This window comes from Roseobacter phycocola (genome assembly GCF_042055075.2).
Taxonomy (GTDB): Bacteria; Pseudomonadota; Alphaproteobacteria; order Rhodobacterales; family Rhodobacteraceae; genus Roseobacter.
In genome coordinates this window covers 3,168,008-3,190,622 of the sequence record NZ_CP194010.1, presented here as the reverse complement: position 1 = coordinate 3,190,622, position 22,615 = coordinate 3,168,008, and the positions used below count along the sequence as shown (strand labels likewise).

Genomic DNA, 22,615 nt, shown 5'->3' with positions numbered 1-22,615 from the left:
AATATCTGGTCGCAGATGCGTGAGACAAGGTGACCGCAGCGCCTCTTATTGTTTCAGTGGTTCCGGCTATCTCATTACCAGACGACGCAAACTGCGCCGCGACCTTTCAGGAAAGGCAACGTAATGAACGATTTCGTTAAAAAGATTTCTCTGGCTGCGCTTGTCGTCACCGTACTCGGGACTGGTTTTTCAGGTCAGGCAAGGGCTGGTGAATTTTCCGCTGAAGGCTATCTGCAGCTCGCTGGCATCAGCATTGGTGTGGTGACGGACCGCCATAAAGTGAAAAAGCATTACGGCCATTCGCTTCGGCATTACCACAAGAACCACCGCAGCTATAACCAGCAACGCAAGCACAATAAGAAAGTTTTCAAGCGCAAGAGGCTGCACGGCAAGGGGCCGCGGCACAGCGGGTTTCACCGTCATGGTAACTTTGGCCACAGCCACAGTTATTCACGGGCACACAGGCACTGAGGCCGGGATGGACACGCGGATGTTGAGATGAACTGGTCGGGCTGAGAGGATTCGAACCTCCGACCCCCTGCTCCCGAAGCAGGTGCGCTACCAGGCTGCGCTACAGCCCGACCGATGCGCGTGGCCTACATCTAACGCGTTACTTTGGCAAGTCGCTCCCGTCCGTTTTTCGCCAGCGCCGCGTGGGATTTAGAAAGCCTGAAATCCGGGGCGCTGTCCCGGTTTCGGGTCTGGACCTTGTCCGCAGGACGGGTTGTTCGGAATCCGGGACGCGGCTTTCCCGCAGTACGATAAACAGACCACTGCCGATGATGATGGCTGATCCGACTATTGTGGCCATGTCCGGTGTCTCGTCAAAGAACAGGACGCCATAAAGCGCGGCCCACATGATCTGAGAATACTGCATCGGGGCAACAAAGATGGGTTCTGCGGTATTGTAGGCTGCGATCAGAAAACGCCCTGCGATCCAGGCAAAGAGCGCAATGATCGCAAAGTACCCCAAATCCTCGATGGGCGGCGGGCTGTAGATGAGCGGCAGAAGTGCTGCCATCACGACAAGGTTGGCCATCATTGGATAAAGCATGATCACGATGGTCCGCTCTTCGCGCCCGATTTTGCGCACAATGATGGATGCAAAAGACCCGCAGACAGCCGAAACAAGTGCCGCGAGGTGCCCCAGCTCCAGTTCCGCTTCGCCGGGGCGGAGCACAACCAGAACGCCGCACAGGCCGATACCAACCGCCACCCACCTGCGCAGCCGTACCGGCTCCCCCAGCATGGGGACAGCGAGAATAGTAATGAGCAGGGGCGCCGCGAAGAGGATGGCGTAAACCTGCGCAAGGGGCAGCACCGAAAACGCATAAAAGGCACAGAACCCGGTGATCATGGCAGCTGCTGTGCGGGCCGCCATCCACCATGGATGACGCGGCAGCAGCGTTCCATGTGTTGCGTCACGCAACAGCGCCAGCATGGCGAGCGGAATGCCGAAAAGGACCGAAAAGAAAACGATCTGGACGGGCGAATAACCACCGCCAAGCACCTTGATGATAACATCATGGCTGGCAAAAATCGCGAAAGCGAGGAGCGCCAGAAGCGCGCCTTTTATATTGGGGTTCATTCCGTTGCCGGGCATGGGGAGTTCCTGTCTGATGCTGACCCGGACAATGCCGGGCCATCAGGTGGTTTTGTGTTTTACCCTGCTACCGCCCACAGGCCTCCCCGGTGGCAGGGGTCGTGACTTACAGGCTGTCGTCGAGCGCTGCCAGAATGACGTCACCCATCTGCGATGTGCTGATTGGTGTGCCACCTTCTTCGCCCATCAGGTCGGCTGTGCGCGCGCCATCGGCCAGAACTTTCTCAACAGCTGCTTCGAGACGGGCAGCCTCATCGCCCTGATCAAACGAGTACCGCAGCGCCATCGCAAAGCTGAGAATACAGGCGATCGGGTTTGCTTTGCCCTGACCCGCGATGTCCGGCGCGGAACCGTGTACGGGTTCATAAAGCGCGCGGGGCGGGCCGTTTTCGGTGGGTGCGCCCAGGCTGGCCGAAGGCAGCATGCCGAGCGAGCCTGTCAGCATCGCGGCACAATCCGACAGGATGTCGCCGAAAAGGTTGTCTGTGAGGATCACGTCAAACTGTTTGGGGGCACGCACCAGCTGCATCGCACCGTTGTCCGCATACATGTGGCTCAGTTCAACGTCCGGATAATCCTCGTCATGCACTTTCTGCACGACTTCACGCCACAGGATGCCGCTTTCCATCACGTTGGCCTTTTCCATGGAACACACTTTGTTGTTCCGGCGGCGGGCCAGTTCAAAGGCCGAGCGGGCGACCCGGTCGATCTCGCCTTCGGTATAGCGCTGGGTGTTGACGCCAACGCGTTCGTTACCCTCCTCGAAGATGCCGCGCGGCTCGCCGAAGTAGACACCTGATGTCAGTTCCCGCACGATCATGATGTCGAGACCGGCCACCACGTCCTTTTTAAGGGACGAGAAATCGGCCAGTGCGTCAAAACACTGGGCCGGACGCAGGTTGGAAAACAGATCCATCTCCTTGCGCAGGCGCAGCAGGCCGCGTTCGGGCTTCACGCTGAAGTCCAGATCGTCGTATTTCGGGCCGCCAACAGCGCCCAGCAGGACCGCATCCGCGGCCAGCGCTTTGGCCATTGTGTCGTCATGCAGAGGCGTGCCGTGCGCGTCATAGGCCGCGCCGCCCACCAGGTCCTCGCTGACATCGAAGCTGAGCCCGCGTTTGTCGCCGAACCAGCCAATCACACGTTTGACCTGCTCCATGACTTCCCGGCCGATGCCATCACCGGGAAGGATAAGAAGGGAAGGGTTGGCCATGCGTCGTCTCCTGCGGAATGTGTTCCGGTGCGGCCTAGCGCGGGCAGGGTGCAGGGTCAAGAAGTGCCATGCGGAATGACGCTGCCTCGCAGCTGCTGACACCCGCAATACGTGCATTTCATTCAGGACCTGATAAGGTCGGGGCAGGTCAGCGGAAAAGATAAGGCCCCGAAAGGATGACAACCCGTATCAGATCCGGATTGATGCTCGCAGCGGTTCTGGTGCTGATGGCGCTGGTCTGGCCGTTCGTGCGCTATGCGCTGGAGCTTGGCGCTCTTGGGCTGTCGGACGGGGCGGCCACACAAAACCGGCTTTACACGCCGGGTGCTCAGGTGCCCAATGTGGCGATCTTTGCCCATATGGCTGCCGGTGCGTTTCTGACACTGATGATTGCGGTTCAGCTTCTGGACGGGCTGCGCCAACGCTGGATGCGGCTGCACCGGATCAATGGGTATCTGATGTTCACCTGTGCGATGCTGACGGGTGCCGGAGGTCTGGCCTATATTGCGTTTCGGGGCACCATCGGTGGTCCGTGGATGAACACCGGTTTCGCACTTTATGGTGGCCTGATGATCGGCGTGGCCATTCAGACCGTCAGGCGGGCACAGCAGCGACGGGTGTCAGCCCACAGGCGCTGGGCGTTGCGGCTTTTTGTTCTTGCCATGGGGTCGTGGCTCTACCGTGTTCACTACGGCATCTGGTACGCGCTGACGGGTGGGGTTGCCTCGAACGAGGCGTTCACAGGCACCTTTGATCTGGTGCAGAACTTTGCCTTCTATCTGCCCTATCTGCTTATGCTGGAGCTTTGGTTCCGCAGCAAGCCGCCTCAGCGGGAGATGTCCACCCAGACAAGTTTGTGACGGCTGGCCGCTGACGCGGTTTGCCCGGCCTCTGTTGCGGGATCCGGCCACCAGACACCGCTGTCTGTGATGGCCAGCCCGGCAGACGGCAGCACATAGTCCACGCGCAGGTTTCCGGGTACGGGGTCGTCCCAGTCCGCAGTGTCATAGGGATCACCTGAAATCGCGGCACTGCCGGCACTCGAAGGCTTCGGGTCCTGCAGGCGTGGGTCGGCCAAAAGACCGCGAATGGCTGACTTGATGCCGGACCCGCCAACAGGGTCCTGGTTGGTATCCCCCAACAGCACGAAAGCACCAGGCGGCACCGGTCCGAAGGCACCATCAAGGTACAGCTGCCAGAACCGGATTTCATCGTGATTTCGTTTGCCGTTCCGGTCTTCGGGCCCGTCGAATACCGGGGGGCTTGCGTGAAAAGTCAGAAGATCGATGCGGCCCAGTCCCGGTATCTCGAGGGGAACGACCCAATGTGCGGTTGTGGGCAGTCGCTGAATGGCCTGAGCTTCCTCGGATGGGAAAGGACCGGCAGGTGTTTCCGGCAGAAGTGCGCCGGGGAAATCACGCCAGAGCAAGTCCGAGTAGTCCTGCACGCCATCATCGATCACCGGAAACCGCGAGAGGATCGCCATACCGCCCTGGCCGGAAAACCGCCCGTACCCCTGGGCATCGCGGGGATCCCCCCGGCGCCTGTCACCGTCCATATCCAGACCTGTTGCCATGCCGGTGTTGGGGCGGTTTGCGAAAAGATACGGATAGCTGGCCCCCTGATCGGAAAGTGCCTCTGCGAAAGCCCCGAGAGCCGCGCCGGTCAGGTCATAATCGAAGCCCTGGATCACAAGGATGTCCGGCGCAACGGTGGTGATGACCGAGATTACTGCATCTACCTGCTCGTCTCCGCCGCGCAGTATGTCACGCAGCAGCAGTCCGGGACCGTCACGCTGAAGTTCTGTGTTATATGTTGCGATCCGCAGTGTATCGCCTGCGGCCGCAGGCGCGGCACACAGCAGGAGTGCTGTCAGGCAGCCTGAAAGCCATTCTCTTCGGCGGCCGTTGCATAGGCGCGGCGGCGCTTTTCCTCGATCATGCTGGCGATCCGCATCATCGCAATACCGCGCATGATCATACTCGCAGGAAGGAAGGCCCATGCCGTGATTGTCCAGATGAGTGTTTGCGGGTTCTCCAGTGTGATCGGGTCTACCAGATCAGAGGTCGCTTTGACCACAGCGGGGATCACAAAGGGCAACAGGAAACCGAGCGCAATATTGACGCGCGCGTCGCGCTGCAGGCGGAACAGAACATCGCCGCCGGCGGTGGGGTCGAACAGCGGCAGGTTCACCCAGACGTTGAAGGAACCGCGGCGGATCGGCCAGCGGCCCCAGCGGACCATCACGATGAACCACGCCATTGCCACCAGGGAAATCAGATAGGACATGCCTGCTGCGGTGCGTACGTCCGTGATCAGATCAGGGCGCGCATCGTAGGGCAGCATCAGAACGATCAGCCGCACAGGAGAAAACGGGAAATCGATGGCATTGCCGATGATTGTCCCGACAGATGTCAGACCCTGCGTGATTGATGTGGGCTCGACCTTGCCCCGCGCAATGGCGGTCAGAACGATGAGGGTCAGGAAAAGCGTAATAAACCGCAGCCGGTTAAAGGGGGCGGCATCACGGAATTCTACGATACTCGGCGCGTTGGAATTGTATTCAACAAAGGTCAGGAAAGCGGCAAGCAGCGCAATAAGAACAACAATCTGCGACTGATCCGGCGCAATGTCCCGGAGCATCAGTGCAGGGGTCGCAATCAACAGAGCGACCAATAGTCCACGCAGGGCTGCGCCTGACATACGTACGAACATTCGTTTCTTTCCCTTCAAACTGGCCAGAACCGATACAGTGCCGCGTTCTTGTTCCAACTTGATGCCACCGGGGCGGTGGTCTGCCTCATTCTTGCCCCATTTGTGCCATCATTCGTCTGAGTTTCGCAAGTCTCGTGGTTAACAAGACGCAATCGGTAAGGCGTTTTGAAGGAAGGAGTGGTGCGTTCCTGCATCAAATATGTGGCGAAAAACTGTCATTTTACAACATGTTGTGGGCGAGGGCGCAGATGCCACAAACCGGCGTTAACAGATTCCTTAATCTGCTGATTTTTCTGAAGGATTGTTTCCGAACCCGGCCGCACCAACAAAAAGCCCGCGCAGGATTACTACCAGCGCGGGCAAAATGGCAAAACAATGTGTGTTCAGGTCAGACCCAGGGGCGCGACTGCGCGGCGGTCGTCTCAAAACTGTCGATCGATGCGGCTTTCTCAAGCGTCAGGCCAATATCATCGAGACCATTCATCAGGCAGTGCTTTTTGAAGGGGTCCACCTCGAAGCTGAAGCTCTCTCCGTCCGATGTGGTGATCGTCTGAGCGTCCAGATCAATGCTCATACGGGCATTGGCGCCTTTTTCGGCGTCTTTCATCAGAACATCGACCTGTTCCTGAGGCAGGGCGATCGGCAGGATGCCGTTCTTGAAGCAGTTGTTGTAGAAGATGTCCGCAAAGGACGGCGCGATCACGCAGCGGATGCCGAAATCCTTGATTGCCCACGGGGCGTGCTCACGGGACGAACCGCAACCAAAGTTGTCTCCGGCGACAATGATCTCTGCGCTGCGGTACGCTTCGCGGTTCAGAACGAAGTCTGGGATTTCGTTGCCGTCATCATCGTAACGCATCTCGTCGAACAGATTGACGCCCAGGCCTGACCGTTTGATCGTTTTCAAGAACTGTTTGGGGATGATCATATCTGTGTCGATGTTGATCAGCGGCATAGGGGCCGCGATGCCGGTCAGGGTTGTAAACTTGTCCATCTGGTTTCTCCTCGCCGGGATGGCCTGCTGGTCGTCCCTTGCCGTAACGTTGAGCGGCGGCAGCGCCACCGGGCCGGTGATGCACTATTTCGGTATGTCATGCAACCAACCGGGCCTTTGTCAGCGCGCTGGATCTGAAGGGAAATACACACGGTGTCCGGAAACAAAAAAGTGCCGCAGCGATGTGCTGCGACACTTCTGAGAATTTGTTACCACTTGCTGCTTGCCGCAGGAACATTCACCTGAACCTTCTTATAAGCGGAGAATCGCCGAAAGTTAAGAAAAACCTGACCTAAATGTGTCATTTTTTTGATCAAATGCGGCGCGGGGCTATAAAATGCTGGGTTTTTGCTAACTTAGAGTGATGCAAGCAAAAAATTCAGTTGCGCGAAAGGCGGTGTCTGAAACCCACATTTGTGGTTCTGGGACCCCATTTCTGCCGGAAAACGATGCCCGTCCGTACACCGATCTGAACAAAAAACGCCCGGCCGAAGCCGGGCGCATTATCCGGGAAACCGTTGTGACGCTTACATCAGTTCACGAACGTCCGTCAGACGACCAGTGATGGCAGCGGCAGCAGCCATCGCCGGAGACATCAGGTGCGTCCGGCCTCCGCGCCCCTGACGCCCTTCGAAGTTACGGTTGGACGTGGCGGCGCAGCGTTCGCCTGGCTGGAGCTGGTCGGGGTTCATGGCGAGGCACATTGAGCAACCTGCAAGCCGCCATTCGAAACCGGCGTCTTTGAAGATGTCGGCGAGACCTTCCTCTTCGGCCTGCGCACGCACAAGGCCGGAGCCCGGTACAACCATCGCCCGTTTCACGCTGATCTTCTTGCCTTTCAGAATTTCGGCGGCTGCACGCAAGTCCTCGATGCGGCCGTTGGTGCAGGAACCGATGAATACTGTGTCGATCTCCACCTCTGACAGAGGCGTGCCCGATGTCAGGCCCATGTAGTCCAGCGAACGCTGTGCCGCGCCGACCTTACCACCCTCGAAATCGTCAGCCGATGGTACGTCAGCAGTGATTGGCAATACGTCCTCGGGCGATGTGCCCCATGTGACAACCGGCGCAATATCCTCGCCCTTGATGGTGATGACCTTGTCCCATGCCGCGTCATCATCGGAATACAGGGTTTTCCACCAGTCCATCGCGGCTTCCCACTGCGCGCCCTTGGGTGCGTGCGGCCGGCCTTTGCAATATTCAAAGGTCTTCTCATCCGGCGCGATCAGTCCGGCGCGGGCGCCGCCTTCGATTGCCATATTGCAGACGGTCATGCGGCCTTCCATCGACAGATCGCGGATCGCCTCGCCACAATATTCGATGACGTAGCCTGTGCCGCCTGCGGTGCCGGTGGCGCCGATAACCGACAGCGTGATGTCCTTGGCTGTAACGCCCGGGCGCAGTTTCCCGGTGATCTCGACCTTCATGTTTTTGGACTTCTTCTGGATCAGCGTCTGGGTTGCCAGAACGTGCTCCACCTCGGATGTGCCGATCCCGTGCGCCAGTGCGCCGAATGCGCCATGCGTCGCCGTGTGGCTGTCGCCGCAGACCACGGTCATGCCGGGCAGTGTCCATCCCTGTTCCGGGCCGACAATATGCACAATGCCCTGGCGGATGTCGGAGACAGGGTAATAGTGGATACCGAATTCACGCGCGTTGGTGTCCAGTGCGGCGACCTGAATGGCGCTGTCTTCGGTCATGTTCGCCGGGTCTTCGCGACCGGGTGTGGTAGGCACGTTGTGGTCCGGTACGGCAATCGTTTTGTCGGGTGCCCGCACCGACCGGCCCGTCATGCGCAGACCCTCGAATGCCTGAGGGCTGGTAACCTCATGCACAAGGTGGCGGTCGATATAGAGAAGGCAGGTGCCGTCGTCCGCTTCGTGCGCGACATGGGCATCCCAGATTTTGTCATAGAGTGTTTTGGGGGACATTGGTCCACTCCCGTTTTTTGAATGGGTCAGAGGCTGTCGGGCGGTTGTGCTTACAGGCGTGCGATTGCCGTATGCGTCACGCCGAAAAAGCGCTCGCGCAGACGTGCACGGTCGGACAGTTCGATTCTGAAATGCGCACTGCGTAACATGGGGCGGTGTTTACCGTGTCGGGGGACAGCAGGCAAGGGATGTGCGGCGTGGTTGTGGCGGGTGGCGGCCTGTGCAAATCTGATCCCATGGAGCAGGAAAATATTCTGGAGTTTGATCCCGACCAGTTCGCCGGGGCACTGATGTCCGTCAGTGAGATATGGCACCTCACGGTCAGTTTTTTTACAACGGTCATCACACCCGGCTGGCGTCAGAACCAGCTTCTCATCATCCTGGCCCTGATTGCGCTCAGCTGGCTGTTCCATCGTGTCTGCGGCAATTCGTTGGATCACTGGGTGCGCCGGCGTGAAGGCTGGGCGAAATGGCAGCTGCGTCTGGTGGTTCAGATCAAAAGGCGGATGGGCCTCATCCTTTTCGCGTTTGTTGCCTGGGTAATCTATGCGGTCATGCAGCAGGTGACATGGCCGTCGCGATCTCATCTGATCGGCATTGCTGCAACACTTGCAACGGTCTGGGTCGGCATTGCCTTTGCGGCACAGCTTGTGCGCAACAGACCGCTGCGACGGATCGTGACCTGGGCGCTGTGGATCTGGGCAACTCTGCACTTTCTTGATCTGTCCGCAGTAACGGCGGAGTTCCTGGACGACTTAGCCATCGAAACCGGTGGGTTCCGGATTTCGGCACTGGGCATCATCAGTGCGATTGCTGTGATCGGGGTGTTCTTTGCCCTTGCGCGCATCACCAGCAAGACGACGGCGGCCCGTATCCGGTCGAACCAGGATATCAGCCCGTCGATGCAGGTGCTGGCCGTCAAAGGCGTGCAGGTCGTCCTTTATGGCTGTGCGTTTTTCCTGGGCGTCAAAGCGGTCGGAATTGATCTGACAGGGCTTGCCGTTCTGTCGGGGGCGATTGGTGTTGGTCTTGGTTTTGGTCTGCAGAAGGTCGTGTCCAACCTTGTTTCTGGCGTGATCATCCTGCTGGACAAGTCGATCAAACCGGGTGACGTGATCAGCCTTGGCGAAACCTTTGGCTGGATCAATGCGCTGGGCGCGCGATACGTCAGCGTGGTGACGCGTGACGGCAAAGAGTACCTGATCCCCAACGAAGATCTGATCACCGGACAGGTGGTGAACTGGTCTCATTCTGACGAATTCGTCCGCCTCGATATATTTTTCGGAACGTCCTATGGCTGTGATCCACACCAGGTCCGTAAACTGGCAATCGAGGCTGCGGCTGCAGTGGACAGGGTCCTGTCGCACCCGAAACTGCCCGTCTGTCATATCGTTGGTTTCGGCGACAGTTCCGTGGATTATATCCTGCGGTTCTGGATCAGGGATCCGACCGGCGGGCTCACGAACATCCGCGGCAATGTATATCTGGCGCTTTGGGATGCCTTTAAGGCGCACGACATCTCTATTCCGTTCCCGCAACGCGAGGTGCGTATGCTGAACGATGATCCCGCCGCAATGGCCGCCGACTGACCTCGCGGGGTTGTCGCGCTTCTGTCGCGTTCTAGTGTTACACGCTCAGCGAGTGGAGAGTGTGATGAAGCCCCGGACAGAGACGGTTCTGATTCTTGGCAGCGGTCCCAATGCCGTCGATGCGCAGAGCTGGTGCAGGTCATGGTTTGACCGCATCGTCGTGATCAACAATGCGTGGCAGCTGCGCAGTGACTGGGATGATCTCATCTGTCCCGAAGATTTTCCCCAGGACCGTCGTCCTCAGAACATAGGGCGGGGCCAGCGGATCGTCGGTGCTGAGGAGTTCGTGCCGGCCCAGAATGCCCTTGGTGGCTTTGTCTTCGCGGGTGGTACGATGGCGTTTACCGCCGGGTACTGGGCGTTGCACGCGCTGCGCCCCCGGGTCATTGCCTGGATGGGCTGCGACATGGTCTACCCGCGCAGTGGTCCAACGCACTTTTATGGCACCGGTACAGCTGATCCGCTGCGGCCGGACGTGACACTGCGCGATCTGGGTGCGAAATCCGCGCGGCTGGCGCTGCTTGCTGCTGATCGGGGATGCGCCTGCGTGAACCTCTCTACGGCGCCAAGCAGGCTGCTGTTTCCGCGTTCGAGGCCTGAGGAACTCCGCACGTCGCGGTTCAGCTTGCCGGAAACTTCCGCTGTCGGCCCGTTGTTGCGGCGCGAAAATGCGCTTGGGTATGACGTGCCGTCCGGACGATACTGGGAAGTGGCTGACCGTTTCGACGGCAGCGCGCTTGAGGAACTGGACAGGGGCTGGCTGTCCGCGTTTGGCAGGGCTCCCGGTGATCAGCAGACGGCCGCTGCCTGAACGGGCACTCGCACCCTGCGAACGGTCTGTTTTCCCTGCCGTCATTGAATTGTCGCATGCATATTGCTAAATTCGGGCTATCCCCAGCGCCGGGGGTCCGGCGGCGCGATCAAAGGAGGACAATGTCCTGTCTATACATGCTGATGCAGCTCCGGCTGCTCAAAACGGGTCCGCAGTGATGGCCACTGCAACCGACACAAGCACCAGCGACGACATGCTGGCGACGATCCTCAAATCCCTTTCCGATGACAAAGCCGAAGATGTGGTGCAGATTGATCTGCGCGGCAAAACAGAGATTGGCGACTATATGGTCGTATGCTCTGGCCGCTCTACACGTCAGGTGGCCTCGATTTCGGAAAAGCTGGCGCAGACCATCAAGGACACGTATGGCCGCACAGCAAAGATGGAAGGTAAGGACGCTGGTGACTGGGTGCTTATCGACACAGGCGATGTGATTGTGCACGTCTTCCGTCCGGAAGTGCGTGAGTTCTATCAGCTCGAAAAGATGTGGCAGCCTGTGTCCGGTCCCGGAGCTGCTGCCGGCTGACCTGACCGGTCAGCGGCTGATTCTGCATGCGTGTGCATGTGATCGCGGTTGGGCGTCTGCGCGCCGGGCCGGAGAAAACCCTTATTGACGACTATCTGCAGCGGTTTAACCGCACTGGCCGGGCCCTTGGTCTTGGGCCTGCACGGGTGGTCGAGGTGGACGACCGCAAGGGCGGTGGTATGGCAACTGAAGCCGATGCGATCCGCCGTGCCATGCCGGATGGTGCACTGATCGGTGTTCTGGACGAACGGGGTAAAACCGAAACATCACCACAGTTCGCGGACCGGCTGGCGCGCTGGCGGGACGATGGCCGCCGCGATCTGGCGCTGGTCATCGGAGGGGCGGATGGGATTGATCCGTCCCTGCGCGCAGAGGCAGATTACGCGTTGTCCTTCGGGAAAATGGTCTGGCCTCATATGCTGGTACGCGTGATGGTTACAGAGCAACTGTACCGCGCCGCGTCTATCCTTTCAGGTGGACCGTACCACCGGGCATAGAGCCACACAGCAGGTGTACGGTTTTCTCGTCCCGGAACGTCTGCGCAGCGCCTTTGCGTGTCGGCCTTTTCAACGGGTGAGCCCTGCTGAGTTGTTTATTCGACAAAGATACCGACACAGCGGTTCAACGGTTCGGATACGCCATCCGCGGTTGATATGGGCAACATGGCCAAGGTCTCACCAAAGCCGACGATTTCGATTGCCTGTCTCGACAGGCCGGCATTAACGAAGATCGCAGCTACTGCCTCGGCGCGCTCGTTTGAAAGCGCGCTGTTCAGGCTGCTTGACCCGGTTGTATCTGTATGTCCTGCAATCCTGATCTTTGAGAACTCCATATTCTGCAGTTTTTCCGCTGCATCTCTCGCGCGTTTCAGCGCGCCCGGGGTCAACTGCGCACTGTTCACCTCAAAGTGGACTTCTGCGATCATGCCATTGGCTGGCAGGTCCGTCCCGCCTGCCACCGCTGCGGCGGGGATAAACTCTCCTGCCTGAACATCTTCGTTAGTGCCGCCCTCTGCAGATGTCGTGCCCAACAAAGCAACAGCGTCCTGTTCAGGGCCAGATGACAGTGCATTCAATGCAGGCTCCGGCAACAATGTGCCGTCATCAGGAAGGAGCTTTGACCCTGTATCCTGAGCCAGCTCAATGATCTCGGTTGCTTTGCTCTGTGCCGGTTCGTCCTTCGGCAGCTCGTCCGCAAGGGCCAGTGGTTTCCCAGCAGATGCTACGCTCGCTGCAAGCTGTTCTTCCTGTTTCGCCAGTTCAGTTTGTCTGTTTTCAAGGTCATCCATGTCGGCAAGCAGATTGCTGTGCATCCGTGTCAGATCTTCCTCGAGTGCTTCCAGCGAAGCCTGCTTATCGTTAAGCGCTCCTGCCTGCGCGTCCAGTTCCGCCTTCTGCTGATCAACCTGCTCCTGCCGGCTGTTCAGCTCCTGCAGCTGCTGCCCCAGATGAGCCATATCTGACAGGAGATCAGAAGACTGTTTTTCCAAAGCGTTTTCGCGCGCGGCTATCGTGTTTGACAGCTGCCTCTGTTCTTCTGCCAGTGCCGCCATTTCGACGAGGGCCTGCTGATCCTCTCCGCCACTGTCCGGCATCATCTGTGTTCCCGCCGTAAAACCAGCTGCCGTGCCAACCGCCAAAATGATTGCCGCTAATCCTGCATATGAAGCGTTCAAGTTGCTTCTCCCGCATGAGTTGAAAATTCAACTCACCATAGCAGCGGATCCCGCAAAGTAATGGATATCAAGAACTTGTGATGGCGGGATCGGGCGATTCCCGCCAAAATTGTCGGCGTGTCCGCCCGTTTCGGTTCCGCACACGGCGAATTCACGGCAACTTGCCCGCCTTAGAGGCTCAGAAAACGAATCGTTTGTCTGCAGAATTTCGAGAGGAACGACGCGGCTCATGTCGGTCCCGCGCCCGTGTTCCGGCGTGGCTCTGCTCAGCGCAGATTGACTGTGACAGAGCCGCTGTTCCAGCCGCCCGGCAGATCCCGTGCCTGGATGCGGACCTGTGTTGTGCCTTCCGGAATCCGCACACCTGACAATGATCGCGTAAAGGGTTGTTCATCCACGTGGGGATGCGCCAGCACACGCATGCCAAGTTCGTTCCCGTCCATATCCAGAACGCGCCAGCCGTCGGCATAGTGATCCCAGCCTGTATCAGGATGAGAGATCGTAACATCAAAGCGCCAGGTGTCCCCCGTGCGCTGAACTTTGACGTTCTCGATTTTGGGTTCTTCTGCGAGGGCCGGCAGTGCGGCAAGCACAAGTGCTGCTACCAATAAACGTTTCATTTTCTTACCCGAACCAGTTTCCTGTGGCTCCAATTTAGCCTTTCAGCAGGATTTTTCGAGAGTGGGACGCAAATTCGCGGCGCCAGATGACCACCAGCGTGACCAGTGTCGCCGCAATCAGAGCGACCGGACCTGCCAACCAGGCAGCGCATGCGAGAGCGAAATAAATGGATCTCAGGCCCCGGTTGAAGCTACGGGCGAGCGTCACGTTGATCTCTGCCGCCTGTTCGGCACGCGGGTAGGCGTCCGGGTGGGTCGGATCATTTGGCACAGAGGCGATCAGTACAGAACAGTAGCCAAACAGCCTGTTAGACCAGACAAATTTCAGAAACGCGTTGGTCAGCAGCAGGGTCACGACCAGAAGTTTCAGCTCCCACACCACTGCTGGGTGGTCCATCAGCGTAATTTCACTGGCCACACCGCCCAGCTTTTCGGCATTGCCGATCAGCGCCAGGGTGCCACCGATGGCAATCACAGAAGTAGAGGCGAAAAAGGCAGTACCCTCCCGCAAACTGGCCAGGACCTGGGCATCAAAGATGCGCGGGTCGCGGGTCACCATCTGTTTCATCCATTCGCGTCTGTAGTCGGCCATGAGCACGGAAGTAGACAAGTGTTTCCGACCTGGATGCTCGACCCGCCACCCGATGCCGAGCCAGCAGGCAAACAGCAGTCCGAGGGCTGCATAATCCAGAGGTGTAAACAGAGCGAGGCGGTCGGCGAATGTCATGGCCCCAGCATGTCGCAGGTTCGATAAAACTTGCCAATGGGTCAAATTGGTAATATTAGTTTACCAAAAGGAGATCACGCCATGGAAATGCCGATTCCCGACCAAGCTGTTCTGGCGCGTAAATCGCGGGTTGTTGAGCGGCTGAGTGCCGTTTTGCCGGCTGATGCGGTCATTTCTGATGTCGCTGAGACGCGCGCATATGAGTGTGATGCGCTGACGGCGTACAAATGCCCACCCATGGTTGCTGTGCTGCCGGCCTCAACACAGGAAGTGTCCGATGTCCTACGTATTTGCCATGAAGAAGGCGTGCCTGTGGTGCCGCGCGGCTCCGGCACCTCTCTTGCCGGCGGGGCGCTGCCGACCGCGGACTGCGTGATCCTCGGCGTGGCGCGCATGAACGAAGTTCTGGATACTGATTATCCGAACAGGGTGATCCGGGTGCAGACGGGCCGTACAAACCTTAGCGTGACGGGTGCGGTCGAGGAAAACGGGTTTTTCTATGCACCTGATCCGTCAAGCCAGCTGGCCTGCGCGATTGCCGGAAATATCGCGATGAATTCCGGTGGTGCGCATTGCCTGAAATATGGTGTGACGACCAACAATCTGATGGGCGTCACCATGGTGATGATGGACGGGGAGGTTGTCGAGATCGGCGGTGCCCATATGGACAGTGGGGGCCTTGATCTGCTGGGCCTGATCTGCGGATCCGAGGGTCAGTTGGGCGTCGTCACCGAAGCAACGCTGCGCATTCTGCCGAAACCTGAAGGCGCTCGCCCGGTTCTGATGGGGTTTGACGACAACGAGGTTGCCGGCGCCTGTGTCAGCGACATTATCAAGGCAGGTGTTCTGCCCGTGGCTATTGAGTTCATGGACCGCCCGTGTATCGAGGCGACCGAGGCTTTTGCCCAGGCTGGCTACCCGATGTGCGAAGCACTGCTGATCGTTGAAGTTGAGGGGTCTGAGGCTGAGATTGATCACCAGCTGGGGCTCATCATGGAGATCGCCCGCCGTCACAATCCGGTCGAGCTGCGCGAAAGTAAATCAGCTGATGAGAGCGCACGCATCTGGTTGGGCCGGAAATCGGCCTTTGGCGCGATGGGTCAGATCAACGACTACATGTGTCTGGACGGGACAATCCCGGTCAGTTCCCTGCCGTTTGTTCTGCGGCGTATCGGCGAGATGTCCGATCAGTTCGGCCTGAAGGTAGGTAATGTTTTCCACGCGGGCGATGGTAATATGCACCCTCTGATCCTGTTTGATGCGAACAAACCCGGTGATCTGGAACTCTGTGAGGAGTTCGGTGCGGAGATCCTGAAACTCTGCGTGGAAGCGGGTGGCTGCCTGACCGGAGAGCACGGTGTGGGCATCGAGAAACGCGACCTTATGAGCTATCAGTATGCGCCCGAAGACCTTGAGGCACAGATGGCGGTCAAGGACGTTTTCGATCCGCAATGGCTGCTGAACCCTGCCAAGGTTTTCCCGCTGGATGTGTCGGCGCCCCGCCGCGCATTGCCGGTTGCAGCCGAATAGCATGACCGCCTGAAGATCCCGGAGCACTCAGATGACAAAACCCGACAGCGAAGCGGCCCTGGCCGATGCAATCAAATCTGCCACCGGCCCGCTTTCAGTACGCGGCGGCGGAACGCGTGGGCTGGCCGGTGACGGTGAGCCGCTTCAGACCGGCGCATTGTCGGGCATTTCGCTTTACGAACCCGGCGCGCTGACCATTGTGGCAGGTGCCGGAACGCCCCTGTCTGAGATTGACGCAGCACTTGCCGCGGAAAACCAGCGACTGGCTTTTGAGCCGATGGATCACCGGAAATTGCTGGGCACGGGCGGTGAACCTACCCTCGGTGGTGTGATGGCGGCCAATGTCAGTGGCCCGCGCCGTATTCAGGGAGGTGCTGCGCGGGATTATGCCTTGGGTGTCCGGTTTGTTGACGGGGCGGGCAACATCGTCAAAAACGGGGGCCGGGTGATGAAAAACGTGACCGGCTATGATCTGGTCAAACTGATGTGCGGCTCCTGCGGAACGCTGGGTGTTCTGACCGAAGTGTCCCTGAAAGTGCTGCCGGTGCCTGAAACAAGCGGTACGCTGATGCTGCGAAACCTCAGTGGGCAGGACGCGGTCGACGTCATGTCAGCGGCACTGGGGTCTCCGTACGAGGTTACGGGTGCGGCGCATTGCGCGAAAATTCTGGATGATGCCCCGATTACCGCCCTGAGGGTTGAGGGATTTGAAGCCTCCGTCTCCTATCGCCTGGAGAAACTCAAGGCGCTGTTTTCCGAAAGAAAAATCGATATGGAGATCGCGCCGTCGGATATGTCAGACTGGTTCTGGGAAGGCGTGCGGGATGCAGGCAAATTCTCTGATGCCGAGGGCGATGTGTGGCGCGTGTCCTGCAAGCCATCGGACGGACCCGCGCTGGAGCGGGCATCCGGCGCCGAGGAATGCTACAGTGACTGGGGCGGCGGCCTGATCTGGTTCCGGACCCGCTCAGGTGATGATTTGCGTGCGCGGCTTGGCGCGTTCGACGGCCATGCAACACTTGTCCGCGCTTCTGCGGACACAAGGGCCAGACTGGGCACGTTTCACCCCGAAGCGCCAGGTGTCGCGCGGCTGAGTGCCGGATTGCGCGCCCGCTTTGATCCTAGGGGCATTCTGAACAGCGGACTGATGTCAGATGCCCGTACCGGCACGACAGAAGACGCATGACAGGCAGCAGACGGAACCTTCCGGAATGATTTTTCTGATTCTGCCTCTGGTGATCTATGCAATTGTGGCGCTCATGCCGCCCGGCAAACCGGCGGTAATCGCGGTGGCTGTGACTGGCGTTTTTCTGGTTCTGATGTATCTCAACCCGGGCGGTGCCGACGGGGGCGCCAATGATCCCCATGCCGGGATCGGTGAAGGGCTGGGAATGATCCTTTTCATGCTCTGTGTCGGTGGCTGGGGTGCCGGGGCGGGCGTTCAGCTTTTGCGCAGGACCATGGCGCTGTCCCGGTCTGCCTATGTCGCCACGGTCATCATCGCGCCGGTGCTACTTTTCGGCATATTCCTGCTATTTCTAGGTTAGGGCTTATACAATGCAAACGACCTTCACGCCTGAACAGCTTAAAGACCCTGCCATTGAGCGCAGCAATGAAATTCTGCGGACCTGTGTCCACTGCGGTTTCTGCACCGCGACCTGTCCGACCTATCAGGTGCTGGGCGACGAACTCGACAGCCCGCGTGGCCGGATTTACCTGATCAAAGACATGCTGGAAAACGACCGCGATCCGGATGAGAAAACGGTCAAACATATCGACCGCTGCCTGTCCTGTCTGGCCTGTATGACAACCTGCCCGTCAGGTGTGCACTATATGCACCTGGTGGATCACGCCCGCGAATACATTGAGCAGCGCTACAAACGCCCCTTTGGCGACCGCGCGCTGCGCTGGATTCTGGCGCGGATCCTGCCCTATCCGATGCGGTTCCGGGTTGCTCTGCTGGGCGCGAAAATCGGCCGGCCGTTTGCCCGGCTGATGCCGGACGCGCGGCTTCGCGCGATGCTGGAAATGGCCCCGAAGACAATCCCACCAGTCAGCCGCAATGACGACCCACAGACCTTTGCGCCTGTTGAGCCACGCCGCAAGCGCGTGGCGTTGATGACCGGATGTGCGCAAAAGGCGCTGAACACCGACATCAACGATGCAACCATCCGCCTGCTGACCCGCATGGGCTGCGAGGTTGTCGTGGCAGAGGGTGCCGGCTGTTGCGGTGCGCTGACCCACCACATGGGCAAAAGCGACGAAAGTCACGCGACGGCTGCAAAAAATATTCAGGCCTGGGCGCGGGAAATGGACGGCGACGGCCTCGATGCGATCGTCATCAACACCTCAGGATGTGGTACGACTGTCAAAGATTACGGCCATATGTTCCGCAATGACGCTTTGGCAGAGGATGCGGCACGGGTGTCGGCCCTTGCGATGGATATCTCAGAACTGCTGATGACGCTCGACCTGCCGAAGGGGGAGGACCAGGAGACGGTGGTCGCCTATCACGCCGCCTGTTCGCTGCAGCATGGCCAGAAAATCAAGACCTACCCCAAGGACCTTTTGCGCAATGCCGGGTTTGCCGTCGTTGAACCGGCTGACCCGCATCTGTGCTGTGGTTCTGCGGGCACGTATAATCTGATGCAGCCTGAGATTTCAGGAAAACTCAAGGAGCGGAAGGTCCGGACACTGGAAGCCAGGAACCCAGACATAATTGCCGCCGGAAACATCGGCTGCATGATGCAGATCGGGTCCGCGACTCAGGTGCCCATTGTGCACACGGTCGAACTGCTCGACTGGGCCACCGGCGGGCCAAAACCTCCCGCACTGGTAGAAGGTTTCAACCGTGGGTCTGAAATACCGCGCCTTCGTTGAGCGAATGGCGACGGACCGTTAACCAATTCAGGGCCAATGCGGTGTCTGATGGCCCCATTTCTGCCGCACATTCCGGATAGCAATTCCCTCCAGTAAGAGGATGTTTTCTGTGTGGAAGTGGTTAATTCTTGCGGCATCGGTTGCTGCCGTGACAACAGGTGCGATTGCCCAGGACGGCAAGTTGCGGTTGCTCGAAGCGGGGACGGATGCTTCTCCGTGGGAGGCTGTGGGCCGTCTGGATATCGGTGGAGCGGGGTTCTGTACGGGCGCGCTCATCGGGCCTGATCTGGTTCTGACGGCAGCGCATTGTCTGTTCGACAAGACGTCGGGTGCGCGGATAAATCACGAAACCGTCGAATTTCTGGCCGGGTGGCGCAATGGCCGGGCGTCTGCGTACCGCCAGGTCCGGCGCGCGGTGATCCACCCGGACTACGTCTATGATCAGCAGGTCTCGTCCGAGCGTGTACGCAATGATGTCGCGCTGCTGGAGCTGGTGCGCCCGATCCGGAACACAACAATCGAACCTTTTGAGACAGCATCCCGCCCGAGGAAAGGCGCGCGCGTTGGTGTGGTCAGCTATGCGCGGGACCGTTCCGAGGCGCCGTCACTGCAGGAAGTCTGCCGTGTACTGGCCCGGCAGGAGGGTGTTCTTGTGACCTCCTGTTCCGTCGATTTCGGCTCGTCCGGCGCCCCCATTTTCACGTTCTCTGACGGTAAGGCGCATATTGTTTCGGTTATTTCTGCCAAGGCTGAACTTGACGGCCAGAATGTCTCTCTGGGGACGGCGCTCAGCGGCCCACTGGCTTTCCTGCGCAGTGAACTCGATGCAGGTAAGGGCGTTTATCAGGAGGTCGCGCCGGTCAGCCGGATTGTGGTCGGTGATACCCGTCGCGAAACCGGTGCCAAATTCGTCCGTCCGGGGGAGGACTGACCTGATGTCCCACCGAATACTGACCCTCTTCGCTGCGGTTCTTTGTATCGGTATTTCCGAACCTTCAGATGCACAGCAGTCAACGACACGCCTCAAAGGTCTGGAGGGCGCCAATGATGCCCATGTCTGGCAGGCGGTCGGCCGGCTCGATGCCCGCAAAACCGGTTTTTGCACAGCAACGCTGATTGCGCCGGAGTTTGTTCTGACGGCAGCGCACTGCGTGTATTCGTCGAGAACAGGTGCCCTTCTGAAGGCTGAGGACCTGACGTTCAGGGCCGGACTGCGCAACGGGCAGGCCGCGGCAGAGCGCGGTATTCTTCAGATCGAGGCGCATCCGCGGTATGTACCCGGGAATGGTATGTCGGCTGAAAACATCCGGCACGACGTTGCGCTGCTCAGACTGGCCCGACCGATACCTACCCACGAACTTGACCCGTTTGTGCTTCACAACGATGCGGTGACCGCTGGTTCTGTCAGCGTCGTGTCCTACGGGCGCGGACGCTCCGAAATACCTTCCCGTCAGAAATCCTGTTCACTGCTGCTGGAGCACGAAGGCATCCTCGTGATGAACTGCGATGTCACTTTCGGCTCGTCCGGGGCGCCTGTTTTCACCCATACAAACGGGCGTGGCCGGATCGTCTCGGTGGTTTCAGGGATGGGGTCATATGATGGACAGAAAGTGACATATGGCATGTCGCTGCCGTCGGTGGTTGCCGAGCTGAAACACAGGATGCGGGCAAATGCGCCCCGGCCCGTGGCAGAAATCCGGCGTCTGTCCGTCGGAAGCCGGGGCGGCAGTGGTTCTGGCGGCGCAAAATTTGTGCGTCCCGGAGGGTCTTGAAAGGCGCGGAACGGTTCCCACATTGAGCTTGTGCCGGGTGCCTCTTGAGGGCCCGGTCAGAAACCAACGCCGCGGCGCGTCCCTGATGGAGCGCCCGGAACTTATCGCTCAGAAAAGAGGATGAACCATGCGTACTTTTGATTTTGCACCACTCTATCGTGCCACCGTCGGCTTTGATCAGATTGCCGACCTTATGGACCGGGTGCTGACAAATGAAGGTTCCCAACCTTCCTACCCTCCGTACAATATCGAAAAACTTGATGACGACGCATACCGCATTTCCATTGCTGTCGCCGGTTTTTCCGATGCGGATCTCTCCGTTGAGGTGCGTGAGAATGCGCTGATCGTTTCAGCGCGCAAGGCAGACGAGAAAGCGGAACGGTCCTATCTGCACCGGGGCATTGCGACCCGTGCCTTTGAACGCCGGTTCCATCTCGCCGACCACGTGAAAGTGACGGGTGCGGCCCATGTGGACGGCATGCTGCACATTGATCTGGAACGTGAGGTGCCCGAAGCCCTGAAACCGCGTCAGATCGCGATTTCAACGACCCGGCAGATTGAGAAAGATGTGGTGGATGCCAAGTCGGTCAACTGATCACAGGCACACCGGATGACGTTCAGGCGCGGCCACCCGGTCGCGCCTTTTTCATGGCGTGCCGCGCACCAGGCGCATGGCGCCATCCCTGATGCTCTCCAGTGTCGGAACCCCGACAGCACCGCGGGACAGCAGGCGCAGACCCACGAGCATCGACAAAAGTGCCTGTGCTGATCCGGGGGCATCTGTGCTTGCCGGAACCTGTCCTGTACGCTGACCGCGTTCGACCATTTCGCGGAAGAACAGTTCCACGTCCGAAAGAGACTCCTGCACGATTGCCATGACTTCCGGAGGCTGGTTCGGCAGGTCCTGCGCGGTGTTGACAACAAAGCACCCCAGATTTCTCGGATCGTTCCGGGCTTCATCGATCAGGCCGTCAAAAAACGTCTGGATTGCTTCAACAGGATCATCCAGCTGGCGCAGACGGGCCAGCGTAGCGGCCCGTGTTTTCTGGTCATAACGCGCGAGCGACCGGTCAAAGAGCTCTTTCTTTGAACCAAAGGCGTTGTAAAGGCTGCCCTTATTTATCTTCATGGCGGATGTCAGATCCGACATGGAGGTTGCCTCGTATCCTTTCTTACCAAATATTTCGGTCGCGCGATCTATGGCTTCATCGATGTCAAAAGTCTTTTCCCACGGCATTCCAACTACCTTCCGAGACTAAAGTTCTCTCACAGATATAAGAGTTTAAACCGAACGTTCAAGAAAATTGGCCCTCGGGTGTTGACCGATCAGTATAAACATCCTAAATGCAGTTTATACCGAACGGTACAAACAAAATTACTCTTATGGAGACTGACATGCCCGAATTCACCACACACACTGTTGAAACTGCCCCTGCAGGGTCCAGACCGTACCTTGAAGGCGCGCAGAAAAATCTTGGCTTCGTGCCCAACCTTCTGGCGACAATGGCCGGCGCTCCTGCACTGCTCGAAGGATATATGACCCTGTCCGGCATCTTCGGGAAAACGGATCTGACCGAAACCGAGCGTCAGATCATCCTGATGACAAACAACCGGCTGAACGGCTGTACCTATTGTATGGCGGCCCACACAACGATTTCGCAGGGTGCGGGTGTGCCCGCAGATGTGATTGAGGCGCTTCGCAACAATACACCGATCAGCGACCCGAAGCTGGAAGCGCTGCGTCAGTTCTCCGTTGTGGTGAACGCAAGCCGTGGCTGGCCTGAAGAGGCGCAGGTCCAAGCGCTTCTGGATGCCGGCTATACACAGCAAACCGTCCTTGAAGTGGTTCTGGGTACAGCTTTCAAGGTGCTGTCGAATTACACCAACCACATTGCGGAAACGGATCTTGATGCGGCTTTCCGGGCAAATGCGTGGACTGACAAGGCAGCTGCCGCCGCCTGAGGTGGCTAAGATCAGACGAAAAGAGGGGGCGCGCAGAATTGCGGCC

At 58.7% G+C, this 22,615-nt stretch carries 24 protein-coding genes and 1 tRNA gene; 14 read left to right on the top strand and 11 right to left on the bottom strand.

Going from position 1 to position 22,615, the window contains the following annotated elements; all coding sequences use genetic code 11:
- Nucleotides 1-123: 123 nt before the first annotated feature.
- Nucleotides 124-471, top strand: coding sequence for a hypothetical protein (locus AB4K19_RS15810; RefSeq protein WP_375229247.1), 348 nt, complete (start codon nucleotides 124-126; stop codon nucleotides 469-471).
- Nucleotides 472-504: 33 nt separating this feature from the next.
- On the opposite strand, the gene AB4K19_RS15805 is transcribed toward AB4K19_RS15810, so the two are convergent.
- The 3 genes from AB4K19_RS15805 to leuB all read right to left on the bottom strand — a co-directional run bounded on the left by AB4K19_RS15805 (nucleotide 505) and on the right by leuB (nucleotide 2,816).
- A tRNA-Pro gene (locus AB4K19_RS15805) sits at nucleotides 505-581 on the bottom strand.
- Between the two features lie 29 nt (nucleotides 582-610).
- On the bottom strand, nucleotides 611-1,588 hold the full coding sequence (locus AB4K19_RS15800) for a DMT family transporter (protein WP_436399550.1): 978 nt from the start codon (nucleotides 1,586-1,588) through the stop codon (nucleotides 611-613).
- Nucleotides 1,589-1,709: 121 nt separating this feature from the next.
- The gene (leuB, locus tag AB4K19_RS15795; protein WP_375229246.1) at nucleotides 1,710-2,816 is read right to left on the bottom strand and encodes a 3-isopropylmalate dehydrogenase; all 1,107 of its coding nucleotides are present in this window, start codon (nucleotides 2,814-2,816) and stop codon (nucleotides 1,710-1,712) included.
- A 176-nt stretch (nucleotides 2,817-2,992) separates the two neighbouring features.
- On the opposite strand from leuB, the gene AB4K19_RS15790 reads away from it, so the two are divergent.
- On the top strand, nucleotides 2,993-3,676 hold the full coding sequence (locus tag AB4K19_RS15790) for a DUF2306 domain-containing protein (protein WP_436398275.1): 684 nt from the start codon (nucleotides 2,993-2,995) through the stop codon (nucleotides 3,674-3,676).
- Here AB4K19_RS15790 and AB4K19_RS15785 read toward each other — a convergent pair.
- The 4 genes from AB4K19_RS15785 to leuC form a co-directional block, all read right to left on the bottom strand.
- Entirely contained in the window at nucleotides 3,643-4,578 is a 936-nt protein-coding gene (locus tag AB4K19_RS15785) for an endonuclease/exonuclease/phosphatase family protein (protein ID WP_436399549.1), read from the bottom strand. The genes AB4K19_RS15790 and AB4K19_RS15785 overlap by 34 nt on opposite strands.
- 110 nt (nucleotides 4,579-4,688) lie before the next feature.
- The gene (locus tag AB4K19_RS15780) at nucleotides 4,689-5,531 is read right to left on the bottom strand and encodes a hypothetical protein (protein ID WP_375229244.1); all 843 of its coding nucleotides are present in this window, start codon (nucleotides 5,529-5,531) and stop codon (nucleotides 4,689-4,691) included.
- Between the two features lie 388 nt (nucleotides 5,532-5,919).
- Entirely contained in the window at nucleotides 5,920-6,525 is a 606-nt protein-coding gene (leuD, locus tag AB4K19_RS15775; RefSeq protein WP_375229243.1) for a 3-isopropylmalate dehydratase small subunit, read from the bottom strand.
- Nucleotides 6,526-7,052: 527 nt separating this feature from the next.
- Nucleotides 7,053-8,456 carry a 3-isopropylmalate dehydratase large subunit gene (gene leuC, locus AB4K19_RS15770; RefSeq protein WP_375229242.1) on the bottom strand — a complete coding sequence of 468 codons (1,404 nt, stop codon included), beginning with the start codon at nucleotides 8,454-8,456 and terminating at the stop codon, nucleotides 7,053-7,055.
- A gap of 290 nt (nucleotides 8,457-8,746) precedes the next feature.
- Between leuC and AB4K19_RS15765 the strand changes: the two genes are divergently transcribed.
- The 4 genes from AB4K19_RS15765 to rlmH all read left to right on the top strand — a co-directional run bounded on the left by AB4K19_RS15765 (nucleotide 8,747) and on the right by rlmH (nucleotide 11,900).
- Entirely contained in the window at nucleotides 8,747-10,045 is a 1,299-nt protein-coding gene (locus tag AB4K19_RS15765; RefSeq protein WP_375230909.1) for a mechanosensitive ion channel family protein, read from the top strand.
- A gap of 64 nt (nucleotides 10,046-10,109) precedes the next feature.
- Nucleotides 10,110-10,856, top strand: a complete 747-nt coding sequence (locus tag AB4K19_RS15760) for a hypothetical protein (protein ID WP_375229241.1) — start codon at nucleotides 10,110-10,112, stop codon at nucleotides 10,854-10,856.
- Nucleotides 10,857-11,034: 178 nt separating this feature from the next.
- Nucleotides 11,035-11,403 (top strand): ribosome silencing factor, encoded by a 369-nt coding sequence (rsfS, locus tag AB4K19_RS15755; RefSeq protein WP_375229240.1) that lies wholly within the window; start codon nucleotides 11,035-11,037, stop codon nucleotides 11,401-11,403.
- A 26-nt stretch (nucleotides 11,404-11,429) separates the two neighbouring features.
- Nucleotides 11,430-11,900: a 23S rRNA (pseudouridine(1915)-N(3))-methyltransferase RlmH gene (gene rlmH, locus AB4K19_RS15750; protein WP_375229239.1), complete on the top strand. Its 471-nt coding sequence runs from the start codon at nucleotides 11,430-11,432 to the stop codon at nucleotides 11,898-11,900.
- A 95-nt stretch (nucleotides 11,901-11,995) separates the two neighbouring features.
- Here rlmH and AB4K19_RS15745 read toward each other — a convergent pair whose 3' ends face one another.
- The 3 genes from AB4K19_RS15745 to AB4K19_RS15735 all read right to left on the bottom strand — a co-directional run bounded on the left by AB4K19_RS15745 (nucleotide 11,996) and on the right by AB4K19_RS15735 (nucleotide 14,425).
- Nucleotides 11,996-13,000 (bottom strand): OmpA family protein, encoded by a 1,005-nt coding sequence (locus AB4K19_RS15745; RefSeq protein ID WP_375229238.1) that lies wholly within the window; start codon nucleotides 12,998-13,000, stop codon nucleotides 11,996-11,998.
- Between the two features lie 344 nt (nucleotides 13,001-13,344).
- Complete coding sequence (locus AB4K19_RS15740) at nucleotides 13,345-13,698, bottom strand: hypothetical protein (RefSeq protein WP_375229237.1); 354 nt, start codon at nucleotides 13,696-13,698, stop codon at nucleotides 13,345-13,347.
- 34 nt (nucleotides 13,699-13,732) lie between these two features.
- Nucleotides 13,733-14,425 (bottom strand): DUF599 domain-containing protein, encoded by a 693-nt coding sequence (locus AB4K19_RS15735; protein ID WP_375229236.1) that lies wholly within the window; start codon nucleotides 14,423-14,425, stop codon nucleotides 13,733-13,735.
- An 81-nt stretch (nucleotides 14,426-14,506) separates the two neighbouring features.
- Between AB4K19_RS15735 and AB4K19_RS15730 the strand changes: the two genes are divergently transcribed.
- The 7 genes from AB4K19_RS15730 (at nucleotide 14,507) to AB4K19_RS15700 (ending at nucleotide 21,202) form a co-directional block, all read left to right on the top strand.
- Nucleotides 14,507-15,955, top strand: a complete 1,449-nt coding sequence (locus AB4K19_RS15730) for an FAD-linked oxidase C-terminal domain-containing protein (RefSeq protein WP_375229235.1) — start codon at nucleotides 14,507-14,509, stop codon at nucleotides 15,953-15,955.
- Nucleotides 15,956-15,986: 31 nt separating this feature from the next.
- Nucleotides 15,987-17,141: an FAD-binding protein gene (locus AB4K19_RS15725; protein WP_375229234.1), complete on the top strand. Its 1,155-nt coding sequence runs from the start codon at nucleotides 15,987-15,989 to the stop codon at nucleotides 17,139-17,141.
- 25 nt (nucleotides 17,142-17,166) lie between these two features.
- On the top strand, nucleotides 17,167-17,502 hold the full coding sequence (locus AB4K19_RS15720) for a hypothetical protein (RefSeq protein WP_375229233.1): 336 nt from the start codon (nucleotides 17,167-17,169) through the stop codon (nucleotides 17,500-17,502).
- 10 nt (nucleotides 17,503-17,512) lie between these two features.
- Nucleotides 17,513-18,835 (top strand): glycolate oxidase subunit GlcF, encoded by a 1,323-nt coding sequence (glcF, locus tag AB4K19_RS15715; RefSeq protein ID WP_375229232.1) that lies wholly within the window; start codon nucleotides 17,513-17,515, stop codon nucleotides 18,833-18,835.
- Between the two features lie 100 nt (nucleotides 18,836-18,935).
- A complete protein-coding gene (locus tag AB4K19_RS15710; RefSeq protein WP_375229231.1) occupies nucleotides 18,936-19,766 on the top strand; it encodes a trypsin-like serine peptidase in 831 nt (276 codons plus the stop codon).
- A gap of 4 nt (nucleotides 19,767-19,770) precedes the next feature.
- Nucleotides 19,771-20,607, top strand: coding sequence for a trypsin-like serine peptidase (locus AB4K19_RS15705; protein ID WP_375229230.1), 837 nt, complete (start codon nucleotides 19,771-19,773; stop codon nucleotides 20,605-20,607).
- Nucleotides 20,608-20,734: 127 nt separating this feature from the next.
- Nucleotides 20,735-21,202, top strand: coding sequence for an Hsp20 family protein (locus AB4K19_RS15700; RefSeq protein WP_375229229.1), 468 nt, complete (start codon nucleotides 20,735-20,737; stop codon nucleotides 21,200-21,202).
- 51 nt (nucleotides 21,203-21,253) lie between these two features.
- On the opposite strand, the gene AB4K19_RS15695 is transcribed toward AB4K19_RS15700, so the two are convergent.
- A complete protein-coding gene (locus tag AB4K19_RS15695; protein ID WP_375229228.1) occupies nucleotides 21,254-21,844 on the bottom strand; it encodes a TetR/AcrR family transcriptional regulator in 591 nt (196 codons plus the stop codon).
- A gap of 158 nt (nucleotides 21,845-22,002) precedes the next feature.
- Between AB4K19_RS15695 and AB4K19_RS15690 the strand changes: the two genes are divergently transcribed.
- Nucleotides 22,003-22,569 (top strand): carboxymuconolactone decarboxylase family protein, encoded by a 567-nt coding sequence (locus tag AB4K19_RS15690; RefSeq protein WP_375229227.1) that lies wholly within the window; start codon nucleotides 22,003-22,005, stop codon nucleotides 22,567-22,569.
- Nucleotides 22,570-22,615 lie beyond the last annotated feature (46 nt).

Coding starts and splice junctions, on each gene's coding strand:
- AB4K19_RS15725 (WP_375229234.1), top strand. CDS start 15,987: ATGACAAAACCCGACAGCGAAGCGGCCCTGGCCGATGCAATCAAATCT.
- AB4K19_RS15740 (WP_375229237.1), bottom strand. CDS start 13,698: ATGAAACGTTTATTGGTAGCAGCACTTGTGCTTGCCGCACTGCCGGCC.
- AB4K19_RS15765 (WP_375230909.1), top strand. CDS start 8,747: ATGTCCGTCAGTGAGATATGGCACCTCACGGTCAGTTTTTTTACAACG.
- AB4K19_RS15700 (WP_375229229.1), top strand. CDS start 20,735: ATGCGTACTTTTGATTTTGCACCACTCTATCGTGCCACCGTCGGCTTT.
- glcF (WP_375229232.1), top strand. CDS start 17,513: ATGCAAACGACCTTCACGCCTGAACAGCTTAAAGACCCTGCCATTGAG.
- AB4K19_RS15780 (WP_375229244.1), bottom strand. CDS start 5,531: ATGTTCGTACGTATGTCAGGCGCAGCCCTGCGTGGACTATTGGTCGCT.
- AB4K19_RS15800 (WP_436399550.1), bottom strand. CDS start 1,588: ATGAACCCCAATATAAAAGGCGCGCTTCTGGCGCTCCTCGCTTTCGCG.
- AB4K19_RS15690 (WP_375229227.1), top strand. CDS start 22,003: ATGCCCGAATTCACCACACACACTGTTGAAACTGCCCCTGCAGGGTCC.
- AB4K19_RS15735 (WP_375229236.1), bottom strand. CDS start 14,425: ATGACATTCGCCGACCGCCTCGCTCTGTTTACACCTCTGGATTATGCA.
- AB4K19_RS15760 (WP_375229241.1), top strand. CDS start 10,110: ATGAAGCCCCGGACAGAGACGGTTCTGATTCTTGGCAGCGGTCCCAAT.
- AB4K19_RS15730 (WP_375229235.1), top strand. CDS start 14,507: ATGGAAATGCCGATTCCCGACCAAGCTGTTCTGGCGCGTAAATCGCGG.
- leuD (WP_375229243.1), bottom strand. CDS start 6,525: ATGGACAAGTTTACAACCCTGACCGGCATCGCGGCCCCTATGCCGCTG.
- AB4K19_RS15710 (WP_375229231.1), top strand. CDS start 18,936: ATGTTTTCTGTGTGGAAGTGGTTAATTCTTGCGGCATCGGTTGCTGCC.
- leuC (WP_375229242.1), bottom strand. CDS start 8,456: ATGTCCCCCAAAACACTCTATGACAAAATCTGGGATGCCCATGTCGCG.
- AB4K19_RS15810 (WP_375229247.1), top strand. CDS start 124: ATGAACGATTTCGTTAAAAAGATTTCTCTGGCTGCGCTTGTCGTCACC.
- rsfS (WP_375229240.1), top strand. CDS start 11,035: ATGGCCACTGCAACCGACACAAGCACCAGCGACGACATGCTGGCGACG.
- AB4K19_RS15745 (WP_375229238.1), bottom strand. CDS start 13,000: ATGATGCCGGACAGTGGCGGAGAGGATCAGCAGGCCCTCGTCGAAATG.
- AB4K19_RS15705 (WP_375229230.1), top strand. CDS start 19,771: ATGTCCCACCGAATACTGACCCTCTTCGCTGCGGTTCTTTGTATCGGT.
- AB4K19_RS15720 (WP_375229233.1), top strand. CDS start 17,167: ATGATTTTTCTGATTCTGCCTCTGGTGATCTATGCAATTGTGGCGCTC.
- leuB (WP_375229246.1), bottom strand. CDS start 2,816: ATGGCCAACCCTTCCCTTCTTATCCTTCCCGGTGATGGCATCGGCCGG.
- rlmH (WP_375229239.1), top strand. CDS start 11,430: ATGCGTGTGCATGTGATCGCGGTTGGGCGTCTGCGCGCCGGGCCGGAG.
- AB4K19_RS15790 (WP_436398275.1), top strand. CDS start 2,993: ATGACAACCCGTATCAGATCCGGATTGATGCTCGCAGCGGTTCTGGTG.
- AB4K19_RS15695 (WP_375229228.1), bottom strand. CDS start 21,844: ATGCCGTGGGAAAAGACTTTTGACATCGATGAAGCCATAGATCGCGCG.